At 74.4% G+C, this 22952-nt stretch carries 16 protein-coding genes and 1 riboswitch; of the genes, 8 read left to right on the top strand and 8 right to left on the bottom strand.

All coding sequences use genetic code 11. The annotated features are described in order from the left end of the window. Window positions 1-79 precede the first annotated feature (79 nt). Window positions 80-1948 carry a hypothetical protein gene (locus tag AB0M43_RS02085; protein WP_363720285.1) on the bottom strand — a complete coding sequence of 623 codons (1869 nt, stop codon included), beginning with the start codon at window positions 1946-1948 and terminating at the stop codon, window positions 80-82. After that, the gene (locus tag AB0M43_RS02080) at window positions 1945-3237 is read right to left on the bottom strand and encodes a hypothetical protein (RefSeq protein WP_363720283.1); all 1293 of its coding nucleotides are present in this window, start codon (window positions 3235-3237) and stop codon (window positions 1945-1947) included. The genes AB0M43_RS02085 and AB0M43_RS02080 overlap by 4 nt, the downstream gene beginning before the upstream one ends. 186 nt (window positions 3238-3423) lie before the next feature. On the opposite strand from AB0M43_RS02080, the gene AB0M43_RS02075 reads away from it, so the two are divergent. After that, window positions 3424-4839: a DUF4331 domain-containing protein gene (locus AB0M43_RS02075; RefSeq protein WP_363720281.1), complete on the top strand. Its 1416-nt coding sequence runs from the start codon at window positions 3424-3426 to the stop codon at window positions 4837-4839. Window positions 4840-4884: 45 nt separating this feature from the next. Here the strand turns inward: AB0M43_RS02075 and AB0M43_RS02070 are convergent, their stop codons facing one another. After that, window positions 4885-6000, bottom strand: a complete 1116-nt coding sequence (locus AB0M43_RS02070) for a HoxN/HupN/NixA family nickel/cobalt transporter (protein ID WP_363720279.1) — start codon at window positions 5998-6000, stop codon at window positions 4885-4887. 160 nt (window positions 6001-6160) lie between these two features. On the opposite strand from AB0M43_RS02070, the gene AB0M43_RS02065 reads away from it, so the two are divergent. Both AB0M43_RS02065 and AB0M43_RS02060 read left to right on the top strand, forming a co-directional pair. Further along, the gene (locus tag AB0M43_RS02065; RefSeq protein ID WP_363720277.1) at window positions 6161-6613 is read left to right on the top strand and encodes a hypothetical protein; all 453 of its coding nucleotides are present in this window, start codon (window positions 6161-6163) and stop codon (window positions 6611-6613) included. Window positions 6614-6704: 91 nt separating this feature from the next. After that, window positions 6705-7994: a hypothetical protein gene (locus AB0M43_RS02060; RefSeq protein ID WP_363720275.1), complete on the top strand. Its 1290-nt coding sequence runs from the start codon at window positions 6705-6707 to the stop codon at window positions 7992-7994. Window positions 7995-8022: 28 nt separating this feature from the next. Here the strand turns inward: AB0M43_RS02060 and AB0M43_RS02055 are convergent, their stop codons facing one another. Beyond that, on the bottom strand, window positions 8023-8379 hold the full coding sequence (locus AB0M43_RS02055) for a metalloregulator ArsR/SmtB family transcription factor (protein ID WP_363720273.1): 357 nt from the start codon (window positions 8377-8379) through the stop codon (window positions 8023-8025). Window positions 8380-8430: 51 nt separating this feature from the next. Here AB0M43_RS02055 and AB0M43_RS02050 point away from each other — a divergent pair, with 51 nt between their 5' ends. Beyond that, entirely contained in the window at window positions 8431-9792 is a 1362-nt protein-coding gene (locus AB0M43_RS02050) for an MFS transporter (protein WP_363720271.1), read from the top strand. Window positions 9793-9801: 9 nt separating this feature from the next. Here the strand turns inward: AB0M43_RS02050 and AB0M43_RS02045 are convergent, their stop codons facing one another. Further along, complete coding sequence (locus AB0M43_RS02045) at window positions 9802-12855, bottom strand: BTAD domain-containing putative transcriptional regulator (RefSeq protein ID WP_363720269.1); 3054 nt, start codon at window positions 12853-12855, stop codon at window positions 9802-9804. 62 nt (window positions 12856-12917) lie between these two features. Next, window positions 12918-13220, bottom strand: a complete 303-nt coding sequence (locus AB0M43_RS02040) for a hypothetical protein (protein WP_363720267.1) — start codon at window positions 13218-13220, stop codon at window positions 12918-12920. A gap of 275 nt (window positions 13221-13495) precedes the next feature. Next, a riboswitch (M-box (ykoK) riboswitch) is annotated at window positions 13496-13668 on the bottom strand. A 210-nt stretch (window positions 13669-13878) separates the two neighbouring features. Here AB0M43_RS02040 and AB0M43_RS02035 point away from each other — a divergent pair. The 3 genes from AB0M43_RS02035 (at window position 13879) to AB0M43_RS02025 (ending at window position 20270) form a co-directional block, all read left to right on the top strand. Continuing rightward, a complete protein-coding gene (locus tag AB0M43_RS02035; protein WP_363720265.1) occupies window positions 13879-15726 on the top strand; it encodes a hypothetical protein in 1848 nt (615 codons plus the stop codon). 93 nt (window positions 15727-15819) lie between these two features. After that, on the top strand, window positions 15820-19059 hold the full coding sequence (locus AB0M43_RS02030) for a S8 family serine peptidase (protein ID WP_363720263.1): 3240 nt from the start codon (window positions 15820-15822) through the stop codon (window positions 19057-19059). Between the two features lie 185 nt (window positions 19060-19244). After that, window positions 19245-20270 (top strand): hypothetical protein, encoded by a 1026-nt coding sequence (locus AB0M43_RS02025; RefSeq protein WP_363720261.1) that lies wholly within the window; start codon window positions 19245-19247, stop codon window positions 20268-20270. 121 nt (window positions 20271-20391) lie between these two features. On the opposite strand, the gene AB0M43_RS02020 is transcribed toward AB0M43_RS02025, so the two are convergent. Beyond that, on the bottom strand, window positions 20392-21354 hold the full coding sequence (locus tag AB0M43_RS02020; protein ID WP_363720259.1) for a zinc-binding dehydrogenase: 963 nt from the start codon (window positions 21352-21354) through the stop codon (window positions 20392-20394). Between the two features lie 96 nt (window positions 21355-21450). On the opposite strand from AB0M43_RS02020, the gene AB0M43_RS02015 reads away from it, so the two are divergent. Beyond that, window positions 21451-22341: a LysR family transcriptional regulator gene (locus tag AB0M43_RS02015; RefSeq protein WP_363720257.1), complete on the top strand. Its 891-nt coding sequence runs from the start codon at window positions 21451-21453 to the stop codon at window positions 22339-22341. 152 nt (window positions 22342-22493) lie between these two features. Here the strand turns inward: AB0M43_RS02015 and AB0M43_RS02010 are convergent, their stop codons facing one another. After that, complete coding sequence (locus AB0M43_RS02010; protein ID WP_363720255.1) at window positions 22494-22862, bottom strand: hypothetical protein; 369 nt, start codon at window positions 22860-22862, stop codon at window positions 22494-22496. Between the last annotated feature and the right edge of the window lie 90 nt (window positions 22863-22952).

The following is a 22952-nucleotide window of genomic DNA, read 5'->3' as shown; positions in this document are numbered from 1 at the left end:
GCGCGCACCGCCTGCCCCCGGCCGGGCCTTCGTCACCCGGGACTCCCACGGTAGGGACGGTCGACACACGGCCGGAAGCTCACAGACCCACGACGGCCTGGGCCGCGACGCACAGGCCGACGACGACCACGAGGCCGGAGGTCGCCAACGGGGCGACCCGGCGCACCAGCGTGCCGACGCGGCCGGTGAGGCGGGGCTCCAGCCGGTGCCGCCAGCGGGCGAGGAGGAAGCCGATCCCGACGAGGGTGGCGGCCATGCCGAGGCCGTAGCCGAGGACGAGGACGACGCCGAACCAGGTGCGGCCCAGCGCGATCGCGCCGAGGAGGACGACGACGGCCGACGGGCTGGGGACGAGACCGCCGGCGAAGCCCATCGCCGTGACGGTGAACAGGCTCAGCGCGGACCGGGAACCGGGGCCACGGCCGGGTGCCGGGTGGGCATGGGGCTCGTCGTGGCCGTGGTGTTGCTCCACTTCGGAGGCCTGGCCGGCCGTGTGGTGGTGGTCGTCCTGGTGCGCGTGGGAGTGGCTGTGCGGGGCCGCCTCGTCGTGGTGGACATGGTCGTGGCTGTGCTGGTGACCGGCCGCGACCTGCGCGGACGCCCCGACCAGTTCCGGCCGGTGCGGCGCGTGGTGGTGACCGTCCGCTTCATGGGTGTGACCGCCGGGCCCGTGGTGGTGGCTTCCCGGCCCGTGGGCGTGCCCACCCGCCCCGTGGTGGTGGCCGTCGTGGCTGTGGACGTGCCCACCGGGTCCGTGCGTGTGCCCGCCCGGTCCGTGCGTGTGGCCGCCGGGTCCGTGGTGGTGGCCGTGGGAGAACCCCTGGCCCCGCCAGGCCCGGTACAGCAGGACCGCGCCGACGGCGGCGAGGAGCACGCCGCTGGCCAGTCCGAGCCAGCCGTACACCCGCTGCGGTGCGAAGGCGAGGGTCGTGGACAGCAGGAGCCCCAGGATCATGACGCCGCCGGTGTGGGTGAGGGTGACCGTGGCGGCGATGACGCCCGCGTGCCGCAGGGATCCGCGTTCGGCGACGAGGTAGGCGGCCATCACGGTCTTGCCATGTCCTGGCGCGAGGGCGTGGGCCGCGCCGAGGACCAGGGCGATGAGCACGGCGAGTACCCCGATGGTCAGGGTGAGTTTCGGGCGGCCGATGAAGTCGGTGAACGCCTGCGTCAGCCGGTCGACGCCCCGGTTCCGGGCCCCGGTCGCCGCGTCGGCGGCGGGCGGGGCGGCGCCGCCGCCGGGGGTGGCGGTCAGGTGCGCGGCCCGGATGTCGGGGGGCGAGGTCAACTGCTGTTCCGGGTACGCGGTCAGCCGGCGGCTCGGGCTGGTCGCCGGCACGTCGCTCGCGGTGAGCGTGACGTTGTCGCCGACGGCGGTCACCTCCCGCCAGCCGATCCGCTCGGGATAGGCGTCGGCGGAGTAGTCGAGCGTCGTGCCCGGGCGCACGGGCGCGTCGCCGCGCAGCCGGCATTCGAGGCGCAGGGTGTCCAGGCCCGCGGTGCCGGCCGGGAACGTGACGGTCCGCGCCGTGACCGCGACCGGAACCCGCCGTCCGGCGACGGTGAGCCGGACGGCGTCGGCGATCCGGGCGCACTCGCGGGCGGCGAAGGCGTCGGCCTCCCCGGCCGTGGGCGCCGCGTCGCGCCACAGCTGCTGGCGGAGCTGGTAGGCGGGGAGTTCGGCCAGATCGAGGACATGGTCGATGGTGGTACCGGCGGCGTCGACGGTCAGCCCGGCGTACTGGTTGGTGGTGAAGTTCCCCAACGGGTGCGCCCCGGCGGGCGTGGCCCCGAGCAGCACGGACCCGACGAGTACGGCCCCGAGGACCCCGAACCACCGGATCCCGGACCGCCACCGGTCCCGCGCGGGTGGCCGTTCCCGGGAGCGCCACTGGCTTCCGGCCTGCCACCGGCCCAGGGTCCGCAGCCCGGTCCCCGGCCGCCTCATCGGTCCCCGCCGAGGTTCGCCAGAGCCGCCCGGGCCCGGGGCGCGTGCGCGACGGAGAAGTGTGGGTTGATAGTCAGGGCCGTCTCCAGGTGGGTGCGGGCGTGCTCGCGGTCGCCGGTGGCGGCCTCGATCACGCCGAGGTGGTAGGCGAGCAGGGCGCTGCGGGTGCCGAGCCGTTGGGCCTCCCGGGCGTACGGCAGGGCCTCGGCGGAGCGGCCGTTGACGTGCAGCGCCCAGCCGAGCGCGTCGGCGGCGAACACGCTCTTCCGCGCCGCGTACGCCGCCCGGGCCGCCTCCAGCGCGGCGGGGGCCGCGTCGTGGTCGGCGTCGAACAGCGCGAGTTCCAGGTCGGTGTTGACGCCCTGGGCTCCGAGCAGCCGCTGGCCGGCGCGCACCAGGTCGTACTGCGCGCGGGCCTTCCCGGGTTCGCCGTGCGCGGTGAGCAGGTCGCCGTACTCGGCGAGGTAGGCGGGGTTCGGCAGCCGGTTCACGACGGCCGCGTAGTCGGCGAGCGCCCGGGTGGTCTGGCCGCGCGCGGCGAGGACCCGGGCCCGGCCGATCTGCAGGGTCACGTCCTGCGGCGCGCGGGCCAGGCCCTCGTCGAACCGCCGGCCGGCGTGGTCGAGGTCGCCGGTGCCGAACGCGAGTTCCCCGAGCTGGTACAGCGCGAACGTGGTCGTCGCCGCGTCCGGGGCGGCGGCCAGGGCCCGTTCGAGGGCGGCGCGCGCCCGGCCGGGGTCGCCGCGCAGTTCCCAGGTGTAGGAGGCCCGGGCGAACGAGGACGCGTCGGGGCGCAGGTCCACCATGCGCTGCACGGCGGCGAAGCCCTCGTCGTAGCGGCCGAGTTCGATCAGCGCGTCGGCCCGGGCCCCGTGCGCGGCGGCCAGGTACCCGTCGGCGGCCAGGGCGCTGTCGGCGTGCCGGAGCGCGGTGGGGAAGTCGTGCCGGGCGGCGGCGAGCGCGGCGAGGCCCAGCTCGGCGGGGGCGTTGTCGGCGGCGCGTACGGCCACCGACCGTTCCAGCGCGGTCTGGGCCCGGGGGTAGTAGCCCGGGTCGCCGGTGGCGCGGGCCCGCTCGACATAGGCCAGTCCCAGGTCGGCGAGGGTGCGCCAGTCGCCGGGCGCCTCCCGGACGCGGCGCTCGGCGCGGGCCAGCGGGTCGGCGGCGACGGGTGCCGTCCGGCCGGCCGGGGCGGGCGGGTCGACGCTCATCAGCGCCCCGGTCGCGGAGCCCACCACGACCAGGCCGACGAGGGACAGTGCGGCCACGCGGGTGGAACGCCGGGCCATGCGAGCTCCTCGGGTCTCGGGGCGCACGGTTGCGGCCCGACGCTGCTTCGTACCCAGAAAGTGGATGTATGGGTTAAATCCCAAAATTTCTTCCATAGGCTACCCAGCTGGGGCATATTCCGCTCCGAATCGCTCTGCGAGGCGAACATCCTGTGTCGTCTCAGCACGGGGAGAAGAAGGAGAGCAATGTCGAAAACTCGTCATGTCCGTCGCCGGGCGGGGGCGGCCGTCGCCGTCGCGTCGGCACTCGTCGCGGGGCTCGCGGCGCTGCCGCAGGGCGCGAACGCGTCCAGCCACCGGGAGGCCCCGCTGATCGCGGGCGAACCCCGGCTGGACAACACCGACCTGTACGCGTTCGTCAGCCCCGAGATGCCCGACAAGGTCAACCTCGTCGCGAACTGGATCCCGTTCGAGGAGCCCAACGGGGGGCCGAACTTCTACAAGTTCGCCACCGACGCCGCCTATGACATCAACATCGACAACGACGGCGACGCCCGCCCGGACCTGGTGTACCGGTGGACGTTCACCGACCACTACCGCAACCCGAACACGTTCCTGTACAACACGGGCGTGGTCACGTCGCTGACCGACCCGGACCTGAACTTCTACCAGACGTACAAGCTGGAGCGGTTCGCCGGACACGAGCGCACGACCCTGATCCCGAACGGGAAGGTCGCGCCCTCCAACACCGGGCCCGCGTCCATGCCGAACTACGGCGCGCTGCGCCAGCAGGCCGTCACGCAGGTCCCCGGGGGCGGCAAGTCGTTCACCGGGCAGGCCGACGACCCGTTCTTCGCCGACCTGCGCGTGTTCGACCTGCTCTACGGCGGCAACCTGTCCGAGGTCGGCAAGGACACGCTGCGGGGGTACAACGTCAACGCGGTCGCGCTGCAGGTACCCAAGAAGGATCTGGCCCTGAAGAACAATGTCGCCCGCAACCCGGTGGTCGGCATCTGGACCACCACCTCGCGCAAGCGGATGGAGGTCACCGAGGCGGTCGGTGAGGAGTCCGACGCCGAGCACGGCATGGCCCAGGTCTCCCGCCTCGGGATGCCGCTGGTCAACGAGGTCGTCATCCCCGTGAGCCGGAAGAACGAGTTCAACGCCACCCGGCCGGTCGACGACGCGAAGTTCCTGAAGTTCGTCCAGGACCCCGAGGTGCCGAAGCTGGTCAACGCCATCTACAACATCCCGGCGCCGGCCGCCCCGCGCAAGGACCTTGTCGAGGTGTTCCTGACCGGGGTGTGCAAGGCGTGCGGGCCGGTGCAGGCCGACCTGAACTCCCAGCTCCTCAACAAGGACGTCGTCGCGTCCCGGTTCCGGCCCAGCGAGCAGCTGCGCCTGAACATGAACGTGCCGCCGTCGGCCAACCCGAGCCGGATGGGCGTCCTGGGCGGCGACCTCGCCGGCTTCCCCAACGGTCGCCGGCTCGCCGACGACACCATCGACATCACGCTGCAGGCCGCCGAGGGCATCCTGCTGCCCAACCCGGCGCCGGGGGTCTCCGGGCTCGGTGACGGGGTCGACGCGAACGAGAACGCCTTCGGAACGGCGTTCCCGTACCTGGCGCTGCCGAACGCGGTGTCCGTGAACGAGAGCTGACCGGACGTGGGGGCCGCAGCCGGCGGCCCCCACCCGGAGCCCGGTTCAGTCGCCCGCCGCGTCCTCCACCGGGCGGGCGGGTGCCGTCCAGCGCTGTTCGATCCGGCCGAACCGCCACACGGCGGCGGCCAGCAGCCAGATGCCGGCGAACAGGCCCACGACCGCGAACCCGATCGTGTCGAAGGACAGGCCGTCGACCCAGTCCCAGGTGCCGCCGGTCAGGCCGAGGGTGTCGCGGAGCAGCGCGAGGATCTGCACGGTGCCGACGAGCAGGGCCACGGCGACCGACAGGCCGGTGACGGTCATGTTGAAGTACACCCGCCGCACCGGCTGCGCGAGGGCCCAGGAGTAGGCGGCGTGCATGAAGGAGCCGTCGAGGGTGTCCAGGAGGGACATGCCGGCCGCGAACAGGATCGGCAGGCACATGATGGCGTACCAGGGCAGGCCGGCGGCCACGCTCGTGCCGGCGATGATCAGGAGCGACACCTCGGTGACGGTGTCGAAGCCCAGGCCGAACAGCACGCCGATCGGGTAGATGTGCCAGGGCCTGCGCACCGACCGCATCAGCCGACCGAGGAGCCGGTTGAGGAAGCCCCGGTTGTCCAGGTGGGTGTCCAACGCCGCCTCGTCGTAGTGCCCGCGCCGCATCCGGCGGAAGATCCGCACCACGCCGATCAGGACGACCAGGTTCATGGCCGCGATGAGGTACAGGAACAGGCCGGAGACGGTGGTGCCGATCAGGCCGCCGTAGACGCGCAGCGCGGAGGTGTCCTCGGACAGGTTCGTCCCCACGGTGCGGACCCCGAGCGCGATCAGCAGGGTCAGCGCCACCACGACCGTGGAGTGGCCGAGGGAGAACCAGAAGCCCACCGACAGCGGGCGCTGCCCGTCGCCGACGAGTTTGCGGGTGGTGTTGTCGATCGCGGCGATGTGGTCGACGTCGAAGGCGTGCCGCAGCCCGAGGGAGTACGCGGTCAGGCCGGTGCCGATCCCGAACAACCCGGCGCCGAGCTGGTAGTTGCCGGGGACCACGGCCAGCACGAGGACGCCCCAGCCGACGATGTGCAGTGCGGCGACGAATCCGAACATCCCCGCCAGCCGGTACCGGTCGGCACGGTTGAGGGCTGGGCGGAGCCGGGGGGTTCGCTGAGCTGTGGACATCGTCGGCCTCTCGTCAGGAGGAAACGGCGCGGTCGTGCGCGAAAACCCGGTAACGGGCGACCCACCCTGTCATCATTTACCGAAAGTGATCGCAAGGCAACAGGCTGCGGGGGCTGGGGTGCTGGGGGAACCACGACGACCAACGGGACATCGCAGTCGCGTGGAGATCGAACTTCTGTGGCTCGGCGTCCACCATGGTGCGTTGACCTACCGGGCACTCCGCGACGCCCTGGGCGCGGACGAGTCCCCGGATGCCGCCGCCCGCCGGCTCGCGGGATTGCCCTCCGGGTCGGCTCCACCGGCACTGTTGCACTCCACGTCCTGGCGCTATGACGACGGGCGGGTCGTGTTGACCTACGCCGGCGCCTGCGATCCCACGCCGCGACGGGGCCGGGCACTGCGGCCCGTGACGGCCGCGCGATCCGGCGATCCTCTCGCGCCCTGTCCGCCGGCCGTCTCGTTGGTCCAGGTGGCGTCGCACGCGTGCCGGCACCTCGCGATGCTACGGATCACCGACGGGTACGTCGCCGCTGCGGTCGGCCCGGAGTTCTGGGACCTGCTCGCCGCGTACGAAATCGCCCCGGCGGGCGAGCTGCTCCTCCAGCACGTCTGACGACGCCCATTGTCCACACAGGTAGTGACTCTGGTGAAGCGGACCGTTACCGTCGTGGGGGAGCGCTCGGACGCCCCGGACGGGAGGCACCGTGTCGGGTACGAAGCACGCCGGCGTGCTGGCGATCATGGGCTCGGGGGAGACCAGTCCCACGATGGTGACCGCCCACAGAACCCTGGCGGGCCGCCTCGGGGCCGGCCGTGCCCGCGCGGTCCTGCTCGACACTCCCTACGCGTTCCAGGAGAACGTCGCCGACATCTCGGCCAAGGCGATCGCCTACTTCCGCCGTAGCGTCGGGCTGACGGTCGAGGTGTGTCCCGCGCCCGACGGTGAGGACCTGGCGGCGTCCCTGGCCGCCATCGCCGCGATCCGCACGGCCGACTGGCTGTTCGCCGGCCCCGGCAGCCCCACCTACGCCCTGACGCGATGGACGAACGGGGCGACGGCCTCCGCGCTGCGTGAACGGATCCTGCACCGCCGGGGCCTGACGGTGTTCGCGTCCGCCGCCGCCGCGACCATGGGCCGCACGGCCCTGCCGGTCTACGAGATCTACAAGGCCGGCAGCCCCGCGCACTGGGTCGACGGCCTCAACCTGCTCGAACCCCTGGGTCTGGACGTCACCGTGATCCCGCACTACGACAACACCGAGGGCGGTACCCACGACACCCGGTACTGCTACCTGGGCGAACGCCGCCTCGCCCACCTCGAACGCCAACTCCCGCCGGACACGGCGCTACTCGGCGTCGACGAGCACACCGCCGTCATCTTCGACCAGCACACCGGCGCTGTCGAGATCATGGGACGCGGCGCGCTGACCGTCCGCCGGGTCGGGGTCAGTACCATCCTGCCGGCGGGTACGAGGCTCACCCTCGCCGAGTTGCGCGCGCTCACCCGTCACGGGTCCGGCATGGTCGAGCTCACCCGTGCCGTGCCCACCGAGGTGCCGGACTCCGGTCACGCGCCGGTCACCCTCGTGGAGATCACCCGGGCCAGCGAGGTGGCTTTCGACGCGGCCCACGGACGCCGCGACGCCGCCGGCATGGTGGAGGCGGTCCTGGCCCTGGAGTCGGCCATCGCCGACTGGGGCGCGGACACGGAAGAGGACGAAGGAACCGAACAGTCCCGCGCGATCCTGCGCGACCTCATCACCCGCCTGGGGGACACCGTCACCCCCGACGCCGTGCACCACCTGCGGCCCGCCGTCGAGCCGTTGCTCGCCCTGCGCCGCCACCTGCGGGATCAGGGTGCCTACCCGCACGCGGACGCCATCCGCGACGCACTCGCCGCCGCGGGTCTCACGGTCCGTGACATCCCCGGGGGCACCCGGTGGGGCATCGGGACGGTCCCGTCCGTCCCGCGTGACCGCGCGGCGGGCACCTGAGCGGTGCCGGTTGGATCCCCCACCCGGCTCAGTCGTGGTCGGGGAGGCCCTGCAGGTGGTGGGCGGCGGCGCCGAGGGCCTCGGCGAGGAGCCGGCGGACGTGCCCGCCGCGGGCCGCGTACACCGCGCGGCGGCCGTCCCGGCGCTGGGTGACCAGTCCGGCCAGGCGGAGCTTCGCCAGGTGCTGGGACACGGCAGGGCGGGGCGCGTCGAGGTGGCCGGCGAGGGTGGTGACGTCGTACTCGCCGCCGCACAGCAGCCACAGCAGTCGGAGCCGGGTCGCGTCGCCCAGCATCCGGAACGCCTCGGCGGCGGCGTCGACCCGCTCGGCGGGCGGCAGGCTGTCCCAGTCGACCGCGGACTCAGTATTGTCGTGTGCGTACATGTGCACATGTTCTCTCGGGTCGGCGGGTGCGCGTCGTAGGGGGGTAGCGGAGTGGCCGTGTGGGAGAGCCGGACGTACCGCCACCTGTTCACCGCCCAGGTCCTCGCCCTGACCGGCACCGGACTGGCCACGGTCGCCCTCGGCCTGACCGCGTACCGGCTCGCCGGCCCCGACGCCGGACTCGTCCTGAGCACGGCCCTGGCCATCAAGATGGTCGCGTACGTCGCCCTGGCCCCGCTGGTCACCGCCCTCGCCGACCGCGTACCCCGCCGGGCGCTGCTGGTCTCGATGGACCTGCTGCGGATGGCCGTCGCCGCCGCGCTGCCGTTCGTCGGCCACATCTGGCAGGTGTACGTCCTGATCGCCGTGCTCCAGTCGGCCTCCGCGGCGTTCACCCCCGCGTTCCAGGCCACCATCCCCGCGGTGCTGCCCGACGAGGCCGACTACACCCGCGCGCTGTCGCTGTCCCGGCTGGCCTACGACCTCGAATCCCTCGCCAGCCCGGTCCTCGCCGGGGTGCTGCTCGCCCTCGTGGACGCCCGCTGGCTCTTCACCGGTACCGCCCTGGGATTCGCCGCCTCCGCCACCCTGATCCTGGCCGTCGCCCTGCCCACCCGGCGCCCGCCGGCCCCGCGCGGCGGGCTGGCCGACCGCGCCACCCGGGGACTGCGGATGTTCACCGCCACCCCCCGGCTGCGGGCCGTGATCGGAGTCGACCTCGCCGTGGCCGCCGCCGGCGCGATGGTCCTGGTCAACACCGTGGTCATAGTGCGCGGCCACCTCGGCGGCTCCGACCCGGCGGTGGCCCTGGCCCTCGGGGTGTCCGGCGCCGGCTCCATCGCGGCCGCCCTGCTGCTGCCCCGGGTCCTGACCCGGGTACCGGACCGGACCGTGATGCTCGGCGCGTCCGCCGTGCTCGCCTCAGTCCTGGCGGCGGCGGCCACGCTGACCGCCGTGTTCCCCGGCCACTGGTGGCCGGTCGTCCTCGGCACCTGGGCGCTCGTCGGGGCGGCCGGCTGCCTGGCGCAGACCCCCGTGGGCCGGCTGATCCGCCGCTCCGGGCACCCGGACGACCTGCCGGCGCTGTTCGCCGCCCAGTTCACCCTGTCGCACCTCGGCTGGCTGGCCACCTACGTCCTCGCCGGGGTGCTCGGCGCCCTCAGCGTGCCCCTCGCGCTCGCGGCCCTCGCCACCGTCGCCCTGACCGGACTCGCCCAGGCGTGGCGGACGTGGCCGGCGGCCGACCCGGACGACGTCGAACACGTCCACACCGAACCCGACCCGCACCACCTCGCCGACGCCACCGGCGGACCCGGAGCCTGGCGGCACACCCACCGGCTCATCATGGACGACCGGCACCGGGCCTGGCCGAGACCACCCGCCACCCGCCCGGCGCGCACGTCGAACACGTAGCGCGTGGCCTCAGCCGGCCGTGTGGGCCCAGGGCGTGCCCCGCCAGGGGACGGGCCGGTAGCCGGTCGCCCGGCGGAGTTCCTCGACCCGCCCGGCGTGGTACCGGGCCTGCCCGGCGTCGCCCAGGTCCCCGTACACGTCCGCGAGGACCTGGTGGACCTGGCACTCCACGAGGCGGTGGCCGAGCGCCCCGCTGAGCTCCAGCGCGCGGACGGCGTCCCGCCGGGCGGTCTCCGGTTCCCCCAGCCGGAGCCGGGCCCGGGCGATCCCCAGCGACGCCTCGGCCTCGACACCCCGGTAGCCCCGGTCGCCGCCGAGCGCCGACGCCCGCCGGTGGTGCTCGAGCGCCTCGGCGGGCCGGTCGGCCCGGACGCACGCGTATCCCAGGGCGTTGAGGGACTCCGCCTCGACCCAGGTCCGGCCGGCCGCGCGACTCAGCCGCACCGCCTCGGTCCCGTGCGCGACGGCCGCCGCCGACTGGCCCTGGTCCGCGCGGGCCAGGGCGAGCGCGCGGTGCACGTGCGGCACCTGACGGGGGACCCCCGTGCGGAGGGCCTCGGCGAGTTCCCCGGCCGCCGCGTCCAGCGCGCCGGACAGGTGGTGGACCAGGCCCCGGTAGAGCCGCATCACCGGGTAGAGCGGGTCGGCCTCGGGTGGATCGGCCAGGGCCAGGGCCTCGGCGATGTCGCGGGCCCCGTCGCGCACGTCGCCCAGGGCGATCCGGCTCCCGCCCAGGGCGAGCAGCACCCGGGCCAGCGGTTCCGTCGAATCCAGGAGCCGGAGGATCCCGGCGCTCTGCGCGAGGAGGTCGCGCGCCGCCCGCGAGTCCCCCCACTCGATGTGGATGCCGGAGGTCGTCCCCAGGACACCGGCCTCGCCGGCCTGGTCACCGGCCTGCCGGAACAGGTCCAGCGCGACCTCGGCGCTGGTCAGCGCGGCACCGAGGTCCCCGACCTTCACGCAACAGGCACTGAGACTGTTGTACGCGGTCCCGGCGGCCGCCAGTTCCCCCGCCGTCCGCGCGGAGTCCCGGGCGGCGCTCGCCACCGCCAGCCACTCGGTGAGCCGCAGGTCGGCCGGGAGGTAGCTGTTGAGCCCGTCGAGAAGCTGCCAGGCGACCTGGGCGGGACCCTGCTCGGCGGCCCGGATCGCCAGCGCCACGAGGTTGACGCGCTCGGCGGCGAGCCACTCCCGGGCCCGGGCCGCACCGGCGTCGTCCGCCGGCGCGAAGCGCACCATCGCCCGGGCGACCGACAGGTACCAGGAGCACAGCCGGTGCCAGGCGGCGTCGTGGCCGGGGTCGGCGCGCGCGTGCTCGTACGCGTAGAGCCGGAGCAGGTCGTGCAGCGAGTACCGGTCGGCGGACCGGCGCTCGACGAGGTTCGCGCTGACGAGGACGCCGAGCGCGGTCCGGGTGTCCGCCGCCGGGCGCCCGAGGGCGACGGTGAGGCACTCCTCCGTGAAGTCCGGGCCGGGGACGAGGCCGGTGACCCGGAAGGCCGACCGGGCGGCGTCGTCCAGGGACGCGTAGGACAGGTCGAACGCCGCGCGGACGGCGGTGTCGGGGTCCCCGACCACGGCGAGCCTGGCCAGCCGGTCGTCGGCGCGCAGCTCCGCCACGTACCGGGAGATCCCGCCGGACGGCAGCGCCGCCGCGTTGGCCGCCGCGATCCGCAGCGCCAGCGGAAGGTTCCCGCACAGTGCGGACAGCTCCACGATCGCCCCGGGTTCGGCGCCGGCCGCGCGGGTCCCGATGATCCGGGCGACCAGCACCTCCGCCTCGCCCGGCTCCAGGCAGGCCACCTTGAGGATCCGGGCGGCGTGCCGCACCGCGAGGCCCGTCAGGTCCCGGCGGCTCGTGACGAGGACGGCGTTCCCCGAGGTGCCCGGCAACAACGGCACGACCTGCGCGGCGGCACCCGCGTCGTCAAGGACCAGGAGCACCCTGCGGTCGACCAACCGGGCGCGCAGCGCGGCCGAGCGCCGCTCCGTACCGGCGGGAATCGTGCTGGCCGCCGCGCCGGACGCTTCGAGGAGCTCCCCGAGCACGTCGGCGGGGTCCCGGGGCAGTGGCCCGGCGCCGGCCAGGTCCACGTGCCACACGCCGTCGGGGAACCGGGCCCGCAGGCCGTGCGCGGTGGAGACGGCCAGGGTGCTCTTTCCCACCCCGGGCGGGCCGGACAGGACGAGCACCGGCACCCCCGGGCCCCCGCCGGTCAGTCCCGCCTCCAGGGTGCGGCGCAGGTCGGCGCGGCCGACGAAGTCGGGGAGGTCCGGCGGCAGCTGGCAGGCCGTCACCCAGGCGGCCGCCGTCCCCTCCGCCCCGAGGTCGAGACGCGGGTCGGCCGCCACCATCGCCTGGTACAGGTTCCGCAGGTCGGGCCCCGGATCCACGCCCAGCTGGTCGGCGAGCAGGCTGGTGACCGACCAGTACACGTCCATGGCGTCGGCCTGGCGGCCCGACCGGTACAGCGCCAGGGCCAGTTGGGCCCAGAACCGCTCCCGCAGCGGGTGCTCCCCGGTCAGCCGGTGCAGCTCGGGCAGCACGTCGCCGTGTCGCCCGAGCTCCAGTTCCAGGTCGATCCACTGCTCCCGGGCCTGCAGGTGCCGTTCCGTGAGGGGCGCGACGTCGAGGGCGTGCAGGACCTCCGAGTCGACGTCCGCGCAGGCCGCGCCGCGCCACAGGGCGAGCGCCTCCCGCAGTACCCGTGTCCGCCGCTCCGGTTCTTCGGTCTGTTTCGCCTGGTCGAGCAGCCGCGACCACCGGGTGAGATCGAGCTGGTCGGCGTCCAGCACGAGCTCGTAGCCGGCACGGGCGGTGCGGATCAGGTCACCGCCGCCGGCCAGCGCCCGCCGCAGCCGCACCACGTAGACCTGGATCGTCCGCCTCGGGTCGACCGGCGGCGTGTCGCCCCACAGCCGCTCGGTGAGCTGCGGGATCGACACCGGACGGTTGGCCGACAGCAGCAGCGTCGCCAGCAGGGTCCGCAGCTTGGGCCCCTCGACGGGCACGTCGGCACCCCCGTGCGTCACGCGCACCGGACCCAGCACCGCGAACTCCACAGATGCAACGTATCTCACCCGCACCGGACCACATGCGACGTGCCCCGGGGAGGGGCCCGGGGCTACGGCTCCAGGTGCCAGGACATCGCCGGGCGGCGGCGGCCGTCGGCGCCCGCGACCAGGTGCCAGTGCGCGCGCGGCCGCGGGTCCGTGGCGAGGACGCGCAGGACCGGGCTGCGCGGCGGCACGTCGCCGAGGCGCGGGTGCGCGCGGACCAGCCACCGGCGGCACGCGGCGAGCAGGGCCGCGAGGCGTTCACGGCGCGGGGCCCTGTCGCCGACCCTGATCGTGCCCCTGATGTCGCCGAGGTGCGCTTCGTCCAGGACGGCGGTGCGCGGGCTGAGGTTCTTGTTCACAGTGGTCATGGGAGTTCCTCCCAACCCCGGATGCGGGGAATGGGCGACGCGAACGGGCGGCGGCACACGATCGGGCCCGGCGGGCACGGTCACACGCCCGTCCGGCAGTGGACGGGGCATGGGGGATCGGTGTCGCGGCTACCGTGCGCCGCTGGCGGATGGGACGAGATCGCGGGGTGATCGACTACTGGAGCCGTCCATGGGACCTCACCTCCTCCGACCCGGGCGCCGACACCGTCGACGCCACACATGACAGCAGGGGGTGACACATCCGCGAACCGGAGACCGCACCCCTGTCTCGTAAGAGTTTCAGCACTGCCCGGCGTATCCCCGTGCGGGAAGCCACTTGGGGTCACCCCTTAAGCCGGGGAGACCTGTCCTGAACCTGGGCGTCTCTCGACGTCGTAGGGTCAGTGGCCTGTATCCAGAGCAGACGCCTCACCTAACGAGGTGCCTTTCGAACCTCGACCAGCCTGGACCCCCGGGTCCGCCCCTGTCAACGGTGCCGCGTGACCTGTGACGAGATACACGAACTCGCGGCTTTTCGCCCCACGCGGCCGGTGCCGATCGCCGGGGTGGAGCGGGCGCGCGGAATGGCGTTGCGGTCCGTCGGCGGTCGTGGCAGGGTCACGGCCATGATCTACAGAATCGAGTCCTCCGCACGCCGATGAGCGTGCGTGACGAGCGCGGTGCGCTCACCGACAGTCCTGTCTCCCTGTTCGACCACGCGGCCCGGCTGCACGCCGCTGCCCCGGACCGGATGCTGCCCGACGGCGGCCGGCCCTACCCCGACCACGGGTCACCCCCGCGTCGCGTGGACCGGCGTGTCCCGCTGGCGAAACGCAAACAGGTCCTGCGCGACACGCTGGAACGGCACTTCCGCCAACAGCCGCTGGCACCCCGGGCGTTGCACGACGCCCTCCTGGTCATCGACGGCCGGGCGCACGTCGTGGCGTCGCTCGTGGAGATGGGCCTGGACCTCCCGCAGGACCGGGCGCGCGCCGACGGGGTGTGGCTGGCCCGGCACGGTGCGGACCGTGGCCCCGCGATGGTCGGCCTCGCGCTCCTGGTCGGCACCGCCCGCCCCGGGGACGTCGTGCTGATCCGCACCCTCGGGCTGCTCAGCCGCGAATTCGGCGCGCTCGCCATCGAGGTGCTGCGGCGGATCCCCGGGGCCGCCCGGGACCTGATCTGGCTCGCCGAACGCTCCGACCAGTACCGTCGGAGCCTGGCCGTGGAGGCCCTGTGCGACCTCGCCCAGCCGGACACGCTGCCCTGGCTGCTGCGCCACGCCCTGGACGACACCAAGGGCTGGAGCGGCAACCACGCCCGCCGGATCGCCGAGGTCACCGACCTGGCCACGGTGCTCGACGCCGAGGAGGTCGACCCCCAGATCCTGACGCACGCGGCCCGGTTGCTCATCGCGATGTCGGCGACGAAGTACGACCCCGCCGAGATCGGCCGCTACCAGCAGGCCACCGCCGCCTGTGCCGGGTTGACGCGGCACGCGCACACGATGCCGCCGACGCTGGACAACGTCACCCTGCTCGCCCGCCTCGCCGAGGACCTCCATACCGGGCATGCCGCACTCCTGCCGGGGTCCGCCGACCGACGTGCCTCGATCGCGGTGCGGCTCCAGGCATTCCTCGGGCAACCCCTGGCCGCCGCCGACGGGGACACCGGCTCGCGGAGGACCTGGCTGCGGCGGTCCGTCGAACGGAGTCGCAGCGTGACCCCGCCATCGGCCCGCCGCGACGGCCTGAGCCGGGTCTCCGTGCAGGTCGTCGTCGCCGATCCCGCCAGTGCCGACGAGGTCGAGGTGCGGGTCCTCATCGACGGTGCGCCGATCGTCGCCCGGGCCTTCGACCGGGGCTGCCCGCATGCCCCGGAGTTGCTGCTGTCCGCCGCCGGGCCGTTGCGCGCCACCGCTGAACCGCACGAGGTCCAGCTCGGTGAGGCGTACTGCAGCGAGGGCTGCTGCGGCGCCCTGTACGTCACGATCGAGCGCGACCCGACCGCTGGCACCGTCACCTGGCACCGGTGGCGGGCCCCCGCCGACGCCGCGGAGCAACTGCCCGCGTTCCGCTTCGACGCCGCCGAGTACGACGCCGAGATCGCCCGGGCCGAGGCCGACCGGGGCTGGGAATGGCCGGCCCGCGCCGTCGCCCGCCTCGTCCGTGCCCGGTTGGACGGCGAGCCGGACCTGCTCCGCCGCTGGGACTGCGAGGTCGAGTGGGTGGTCGCCCGCAACAGCGAACGCGACCAGCTCCGCGTCCATCTCATCCACCCCGGCACGCCGCTCGCCGCGGGCGCGCCCTGGTTGCAGTTCGAGAAGGTCGTCACCGTAGCCGACCACCCCGGTCCGCTGCCCGACGAGGTCCACCAGGTGGTCGCGGACACGGTCATCGCCTCGCTGACCAGTCACGACCCGAAGGCCACCGCGACGGTGACCGGTGGCTCCACCGGCTTCGCCGCGCGACTCGGCATTCCCTGGCCCACCAGCGGGTGCGACTGATCCGGCGGTGCCCGAGACTATATCGACCAACGTATTGCTTTGACGGTGAGGAGACTTTACGGTTTCCTCCACCGCGTCGTCCTCAGGTCGGGAGTGTCTACTGTGCAGGTTCCGGCCCTCGCCCTGGCGGTCGTCGTTCTCGCCGGCCTCACCCCCGTACCCCCGGCCCTCGCCGCCGCCCCGGCCCCGGCGACGGGCCCCGTAGCGGACCGGTACCAGGTCGCCCTGCTCACCGGCGACGCCGTGGACGTGACGGTGCTGAGCGACGGCCGGACGGCGACCATGGTGCGCCCCGGGCCCGGCCGGGAGCACGTCGGCTTCGTGACCCGGGCCCCGCGCGGCGGCCCGGTGACCGTCACCCCCGCCGACGCCGAGCAGCCGGTCGCCGCCGGGCTCGTGGACCGGCGACTGTTCGAGGTGGCGGCGCTGCGGGAGGCCGGGGCCGCCACCGCCGTGCCGGTGATCGTGACCGGGGTGCCGGGCCTGTCCGGGGCCGACCGGAGTCTGGCGGGCGGGACCGCCCAGTCCTTCAGGGCCGCGCCGGCCGGACTGTGGCCCCGGTTGCTGGCCGGTGGCCCCGGCCGGGTCTGGCTCGACGGCCGGTCCAGGATCGCCGACACGACGAGCAACACCCAGATCGGGGTACCCGTCGCCCGCGCGCGCGGCCTCACCGGCGCCGGGGTGCGGGTGGCCGTGCTGGACACCGGGCACGACGCGGGCCATCCGGACCTGGCGGGCAGGGTGGTCGCGGCGCGCGACTTCACCGGGGACCCGGCGGGGCCCGTCGACGGGCACGGGCACGGCACCCATGTGGCGGCCGTCGTCGCCGGTACCCATCAAGGGTTTCCCGGGGTGGCTCCGGGGGTGGATCTGCTGGTGGGCAAGGTGTGCGACAACGCCGGGTCGTGTCAGGACTCGGCGGTCGTCGCGGGCATGGAATGGGCCGCCGCCCAGGGTGCGCGGGTGGTGAACCTGAGCCTGACCGGACAGCCGACCGACGGCTCCGACCCGCTGTCGCAGGCGGTGAACCGGCTGTCGGGCGGCTCCGGGCCGCTGTTCGTCGCGGCGGCCGGCAACACGGGCGGCAGGTCGACGGTCGGCACGCCGGCGGTCGCGGACCGGGCCCTCGCGGTCGGCTCCGTCGGCCCCACGGACCAGCTCAGCTACTTCTCCAACCGGGGCCCCCGGCTGCCGGACGCGGCCGTCAAGCCGGAGCTGACCGCGCCGGGCGAGGGCATCGTCGCCGCCCGGGCTGCCGGCACGTCGATGGGCACGCCGGTCAGCGCGCTGCACACGGCCGCCTCGGGTACCTCGATGGCCGCCCCGCACGTCACCGGCTCCGCCGCGCTGCTGGCCCAGGCGCACCCCGGCTGGACCGCCGAGCAGCTCAAGGCGGCGCTGACCAGCTCGGCCGTCCCCAACGGCCTGGACGTCTACGGCCAGGGCGCCGGCCGGCTGGACGTGGGCCGCGCGGTGACCGCCACCGTGTCGGCCACGTCCGGCGCGGTGAGCTTCGGCTCCTTCGCGAGCCCGTACCCGTCCGGCCAGCGCACCGCCACCCTCACCTACCGCAACGACGGCCCGACCCCCGCGCCCCTGACGCTGAGCCTCGTCGGCAGCGGCGTTCCGGGCCTGTGGCGGCTCAGTGAGGGCGCGGTGTACGTGCCCGCCCACGGCCAGGCCAGCGTGCGGCTCCTCCTCGAACCCGGACTGCTCGGCCCGGCCGGCGACTACACGGCCCGGGTCACCGCGCACCTCGACGGCCAGCCGGTGGCCCGGACGGCGGCGGCCCTGACCGCGACCGCGCCGCAGCACCAGCTCACCGTGCGGCTCGTCGACCGCGACGGCCGGCCGGCGGCCAACAACCTCGGGCAGGTCGTCAGCCTGTACGAGGACGAGACGGGCGCGACACCGGCCATCACCGTCCGCGACGGGGTGGGCACGGTGACCCTGCCGGCGGGCCGGTACAGCGTGACGGCGTGGATCCGCACCCCGAAGGCCGGCGAGCCCGGCCGGGCCGGCTCCGGCACCGTCGTGCACCAGCTCCCTGTCCCGCTCGACGGGCCGCGCGAGGTGGTCCTCGACGCCAGGACCGGCAACCTGGCCGCCGTCGGCACGGACCGGCCCGGCACCGCCCAGCGCTACGCCAGCGTGGACCTGATGCTCACGTCGAGAGCCGGTTCCGCGCTGACCATGAGCCTCGGCCTCAACGGCGCGGAACCCGTCTACGCCGCCCCGGTCCGCGCCGCCCGGCCCGGCAGCCTCACCGCCGGCCTCAACGCGATCCTCACCGGACCCGGCGCGGCCTACCACGTGGCCACCCCCTACGGTGACGGCGTGCCCGCCGACCCCCGGGTCCGGGTCCGCGACGCCGACCTCGGCCGGGCGGACAGCCGCTACCGGGCCCAGGGCACCCCGGCCCTCGGCTCGCGCGGGGCGACCCCGTTCTACCTGCCCGGACAACAGGGCGCCAGCGGCGGGTACGCGACCCTGCCGCTGCCCGGCCGGCGCACCGAGTACTACACCACCGGCGTGACCTGGTACCGCACCCTCTACCAGCGCGCGGCCGACGTGCCGGAGCTGCGCGACCTCGACGGGGAGGTGTCGGCGGTCCCGGTCCGGTACGCGCCGGGCGACGCCGGGCCGGAGGAGTGGAACCGGGCCGCGTTCGGGCCGGAACTGCGCACGTCCGCGCTCAACAACGGGGTGCACCGGTACGGCGACACCCTCCAGGTGATGGCGAACATGGTCGCCCCGGCCGAGGCCGGACACAGCGCCAACAGCTACAACCAGTTCGGCTACCTGTCCGGCACCACCACGCTCACCGACGGCGGCGCCGTCCTCGGCACCAGCCCGCTCGCCGGGTTCGGCCAGTTCGCCCTGCCGGCGGAACGGCGCCGGTACACCCTGGACATCAGCACCCGGCGGGACAACGCCTGGTCGCGGCTGAGCACCCGCGTCGACAGCCGGTGGAGCTTCACCAGCCAGCGGGGCGAGCATCCCGCCCTGATGACGATCCGCCCCACGGGCGACCTCGACGACCTCAACACCGCATCCGGGTACTCCTGGTTCACGCTCGACCTGACCGTCCAGCACGCCCCGACCGCGCCGTCGGCCGCCGTACGGGAGGTCCGCGCGGAGATGTCCACCGACGACGGGGCCACCTGGCAGCAGGTCTGGGTACTCGGCGGCACCGGCTCGGCCTGGCGGGCTGTGCTGTTCCACCCGAACGCGAACACCGGGACCGGGTACGTGTCGTTGCGGTTGGGGGCGACCGACGCCAACGGGGACAGCGTCCAGACCACGACTATCCGGGCGTATCGGCTGGGGTGACCATCCGCCAGCCCAGGGCCCGGGCCTGGGTCTGGGCCTCCGCCCGGCCTTGGTCCCGGGCCTCCGCTCTGCCCGGCCGTCTCTCCCCGGGGCGCGTGTGTCGGGTAGCCGAACCTGGGTCTCCCCGCGCGCCGCACGTCTCCACAATGGAACGACGGGGCCACGGCACTCGGGAGGGTCGCGACATGAGTTCGACGACGAGATTCAACACGACCCTCACCGGCATGGCCATCGCCACCGTCGGCTACTTCCTGCCGGGCCTGTACGCCGTGCGGTTCAGCCCGCCGCCCCAGTCGCCGTACGAGACCGTCGTGCTGAGCGACCTCGAAGGGTTCCAGACCTTCGGCACCGCCCGCGAGGTCGGGTTCGGCGGCCTGGGCGCCCCGGTCAGCTTCCGGCTGTCGGTGATCGCGTTCCTCGTCGCCGGCGTCCTGAGCCTCGTCGCGGTCAACCGGACGGACAAGGGCACCGAGGCGGCCACCCGCTGGGCCCGGTACCTGCGGTTCGCCGCACTGGGCGGCCTGTGCGTCGTCGCGGCCCAGTTCCTCTGGATCTTCCAGCACGACGTGCCCGAGAGCACCCGGGCCCAGTTCGTCGCGGACCTGGGCGGCGGCCCCGGCCCGCTCGAAGCGGCCCGCCACCTGTCGCCGCAGCTCAACTTCGGCGCCTACATCCTGCTGTTCGGCCTCCTGGTGATCCTCGCCGGCATCTTCCCCCGGATCGGCTTCGTCCTGGTCGGGATCGGATTCCTCGCCGGCGTCACCGCCCTGAGCTTCGCCCTCCCCGTGGACGGCGACCCGTGGCGGATCGTCAAGGTGATCGGCTCGATCCTGGGCACGCTCCTGGCCGTCAGCATCGTGGGCTACGTCGTGACGTACAAGATGAACCTGCTCTTCAGGGTGCTCGGCGCCCTGGTCACCCTCCTGATCACGCTGTACGGGCTGCTCACCATCGCGCAGGGCAGCGGCACCGAGTTCGGCCGGCGCTTCGCCGGGCCGGACGGCGTCATGTCCATCACGATGGGCGGCCACGACGCTCCGTCGTGGGTCTACCTGGCGATCGGTGTCGTCGTGACGGCCTTCGGCCTCCTGCTGCTGGTCACGGCGGTGCGCTCGGTGATCCGCAACTGGTCGGAGACCGACCCGCCGGACGACGACTACACCGTCGAGCAGGCCGGCTACGACCAGTGGAAGCGGGACCACCCGAGCTGACGGGCTCGGGCCGGGCGTCCGGGCGGCGCGCCGATCCGGCCCCGCCGGTCGCCGGGCCCGCCGGCCGGACACCGCGCGCCCACCGCCGCCGGTCGGGCCTGACGCGCGACGTTCCGGCGGGTCACCGGGTCCTGGCCGGGTCGAGTACCAGCTTGCCGGTCGTCCGGCGGGCCAACAGGTCCTCGTGTGCCCGGCGGGCGTCGGCGAGCGGGTACTCGCCGCCGAGTACCGGGCGCAACCGGCCGGCGGCGGTCAACCGGAGGAGTTCGCCGAGCGGGCGGGTGTAGTGCTCCGGGTGGCCGAGCAGTGGGCGGAGCCAGAAGCCGGCCACCGTGGCGTTCAGTTCGGTCAGGACCGCCGGGTCGATCGACGGCCGGTCGGCGCGGGAGGCGTTCCCGAAGGTGACCAGCCGCCCGAAGTCGGCCAGGACCGCCAGCCCGGCGGTGAAACCCGGGCCGCCGGTGGCGTCGAGGACGATGTCGACCGGTCGGCCGTGGTTGGCGGCCCGGACCCGATCGGCGTAGCCGTCCGGCGCGCTGTCCACGGCGGCGTCGGCGCCCAGGTCCAACGCCAGTTCCCGTTTCGCCGGGCTGGACGCGGCCGCGATCACCCGGCCGGCCCCGAACTGCCGGGCCAGCTGGACCGCCAGGGAACCGACCCCGCCGGCGGCCGCGTTGACCACCACCGACTCGCCGTCGCGGAGCCGGGCGCTGTTGGTCAGCAGGTGCCAGGCGGTCAGCCCCTGGACGAGCAGGGCGAGGGCCGCCCCGTCGGTGACCGTGTCGGGTACCGGGACGGCCGTCTCCCCGGCGACCAGGGCGCGTTCGGCGTAGCCGCCTGCCCCGTCGACGGTCCAGCCGAGCAGCCGCCGGTCCCCGTCGAAGCCGACGACCTCGGTGCCGGGCACGTACGGGAACGTCTGATCGAGCAGGTACGTGCCCTCGGTGCGGTGGGTGTCGGCGAAGTTGACGCCGGCGGCGGTGACCTCGACGAGGAGCTGCCCGGGGCCGGCGACCGGCTCGGACACGTCGGCGGGGACGAGGACCTCGGGCCCGCCGGTGCGGGTGACCTGAATGGCACGCATGCCGCAACGCTAGGCCGCCGGACGCCGGCCGGGCAGCCGTCGGCGCTGCTGCCCCACAGGTCTTCCATGAGCCGGCTTCATGGTTACGCTGGTGCGATGTCCGATCTCACGCCCGCCGAGTTGCGGGTCCTGACGGCCGTGGACCGCGAGGGCAGCTTCTCGGCGGCGGCGGCCCGGCTGGGGCTGACCCAGTCCGCGGTGTCCTACGCGGTCCGCGGCATCGAACGCAAGATCGGCGTGGTGCTCTTCGACCGGGACCGCAACGGCGCCCGCCCGACCGCCGCCGGGGCCCGCGCCGTGCGGGGCGCCCACCGGGTGCTCCGGCTCCTCGACGTGCTGCCCGCCGACGCGCGGGCGGCCGCCGGCGGTGACCTGTCCGGCCGGGTCCGGATCGCCGCGTTCCGCAGCGCCGCGGCGGGCCTGCTCCCGGCGGCCCTCGCCGAACTCCGCGACCGCCACCCCGACCTGACCTACGAGGTGGCCGTGGTCCGCGACGTCGGGCCGGGCACCGCCGGCGAGGTGCTGGCCGGCAGGGCCGACCTGGCGGTCGTGAACCTCCCGCACCGGCTGCCGGCCAGCTCCGGCCTGGTCTCCGGCACCCTGTTCCGCGCCCCCTACGTCCTGGTCCACCCGGCCGGGCACCCCGATCCCCGCCAGCTACCCCTGCTCAACTGGGACGAGAACTGCGCCGCCGAAACCCGCCGCTGGTTCGCCGCCCAGGACTGGCTCCCGCCGGCCCACATCACGGTCGCCGACGACAGCGCTCTGCTGGCCATGGTCGGCCACGGCCTGGGCATGGCGATCGTCCCACGGCTGACGGCCGTCGACCTGCCCGCGTCGATCGCCAGCACCGACCTGGGACCGGGCGCCCCGACCGGGGCCGTCGGCCACGTCAGCACGCCGGAACTGGCCCGGGGCACCGCCGTCCGCGATCTCCTCCGGGCGCTGCGGAGAGTGGGCGCCGGCCTGCGGGCCCAGGAGCACTGACCCCTCCCACCCACCGGCGAACACGTCAGCGCCCGACGCCCGCTCGCCGGGGTCCCACTCTGGCTTCGCGCGGCGGTGGCAAGGGCCGCAGCGGAAAGCAGGGACCGACGCTGGATACCCCGGCCGAGACGGTTGGCACGACCCCGGCGGCCTCAGCCGGGAGGTTCGGGCGGTGGTTTCTGTCGGGTCTTTCCTGAGGTGTTCGGTCTCGGTGAGCCCTCGACCGCCACGCAGATCCCGAAGACCCGGTCGTGGCTGGTCCAGCCGTTGACCCGCCCCCGGTTGTTGCTGATCTGGACCCGCGCCCTGCTCCGGTCGATCGCGGAGACCAGATGCAGGTAGACCGTGCCCGAGACTCTCGCGAGGACGATGTCGCCGACCTCGACCTTCCCCGGATCCACTGCGACGACGGTCACGGACTGCCGGCTCCTGATCAGTGGAACCATCGACGACCCGCTCGGCCGGAACTCCACGCGGGCCCCGCCGGCCACCCGCGCCGCGACCGCGTCCAACATTCCCATCCCCGAGAGCATGCCCTCCGGTCCGCCCGCGCGCGACGCGGTTTCCGCCGGGACCGACGTAGCCACTCGTGCCGGTACGCCGCCCGGTCC

It is taken from the genome of Longispora sp. NPDC051575 (assembly GCF_040681875.1).
In the GTDB taxonomy this organism is placed as follows: domain Bacteria; phylum Actinomycetota; class Actinomycetes; order Mycobacteriales; family Micromonosporaceae; genus Longispora.
The sequence above is the reverse complement of the archived record's forward strand: the minus strand, read 5'-3'. Positions and strand labels throughout refer to the sequence as shown.

Excerpts from the sequence above, each read along its gene's own strand:
- AB0M43_RS02085 (WP_363720285.1), bottom strand. The coding sequence starts at position 1,948 with ATGAGGCGGCCGGGGACCGGGCTGCGGACCCTGGGCCGGTGGCAGGCC.
- AB0M43_RS02080 (WP_363720283.1), bottom strand. The coding sequence starts at position 3,237 with ATGGCCCGGCGTTCCACCCGCGTGGCCGCACTGTCCCTCGTCGGCCTG.
- AB0M43_RS02075 (WP_363720281.1), top strand. The coding sequence starts at position 3,424 with ATGTCGAAAACTCGTCATGTCCGTCGCCGGGCGGGGGCGGCCGTCGCC.
- AB0M43_RS02070 (WP_363720279.1), bottom strand. The coding sequence starts at position 6,000 with ATGTCCACAGCTCAGCGAACCCCCCGGCTCCGCCCAGCCCTCAACCGT.
- AB0M43_RS02055 (WP_363720273.1), bottom strand. The coding sequence starts at position 8,379 with ATGTACGCACACGACAATACTGAGTCCGCGGTCGACTGGGACAGCCTG.
- AB0M43_RS02040 (WP_363720267.1), bottom strand. The coding sequence starts at position 13,220 with ATGACCACTGTGAACAAGAACCTCAGCCCGCGCACCGCCGTCCTGGAC.
- AB0M43_RS02035 (WP_363720265.1), top strand. The coding sequence starts at position 13,879 with ATGAGCGTGCGTGACGAGCGCGGTGCGCTCACCGACAGTCCTGTCTCC.
- AB0M43_RS02025 (WP_363720261.1), top strand. The coding sequence starts at position 19,245 with ATGAGTTCGACGACGAGATTCAACACGACCCTCACCGGCATGGCCATC.
- AB0M43_RS02020 (WP_363720259.1), bottom strand. The coding sequence starts at position 21,354 with ATGCGTGCCATTCAGGTCACCCGCACCGGCGGGCCCGAGGTCCTCGTC.
- AB0M43_RS02015 (WP_363720257.1), top strand. The coding sequence starts at position 21,451 with ATGTCCGATCTCACGCCCGCCGAGTTGCGGGTCCTGACGGCCGTGGAC.
- AB0M43_RS02010 (WP_363720255.1), bottom strand. The coding sequence starts at position 22,862 with ATGGGAATGTTGGACGCGGTCGCGGCGCGGGTGGCCGGCGGGGCCCGC.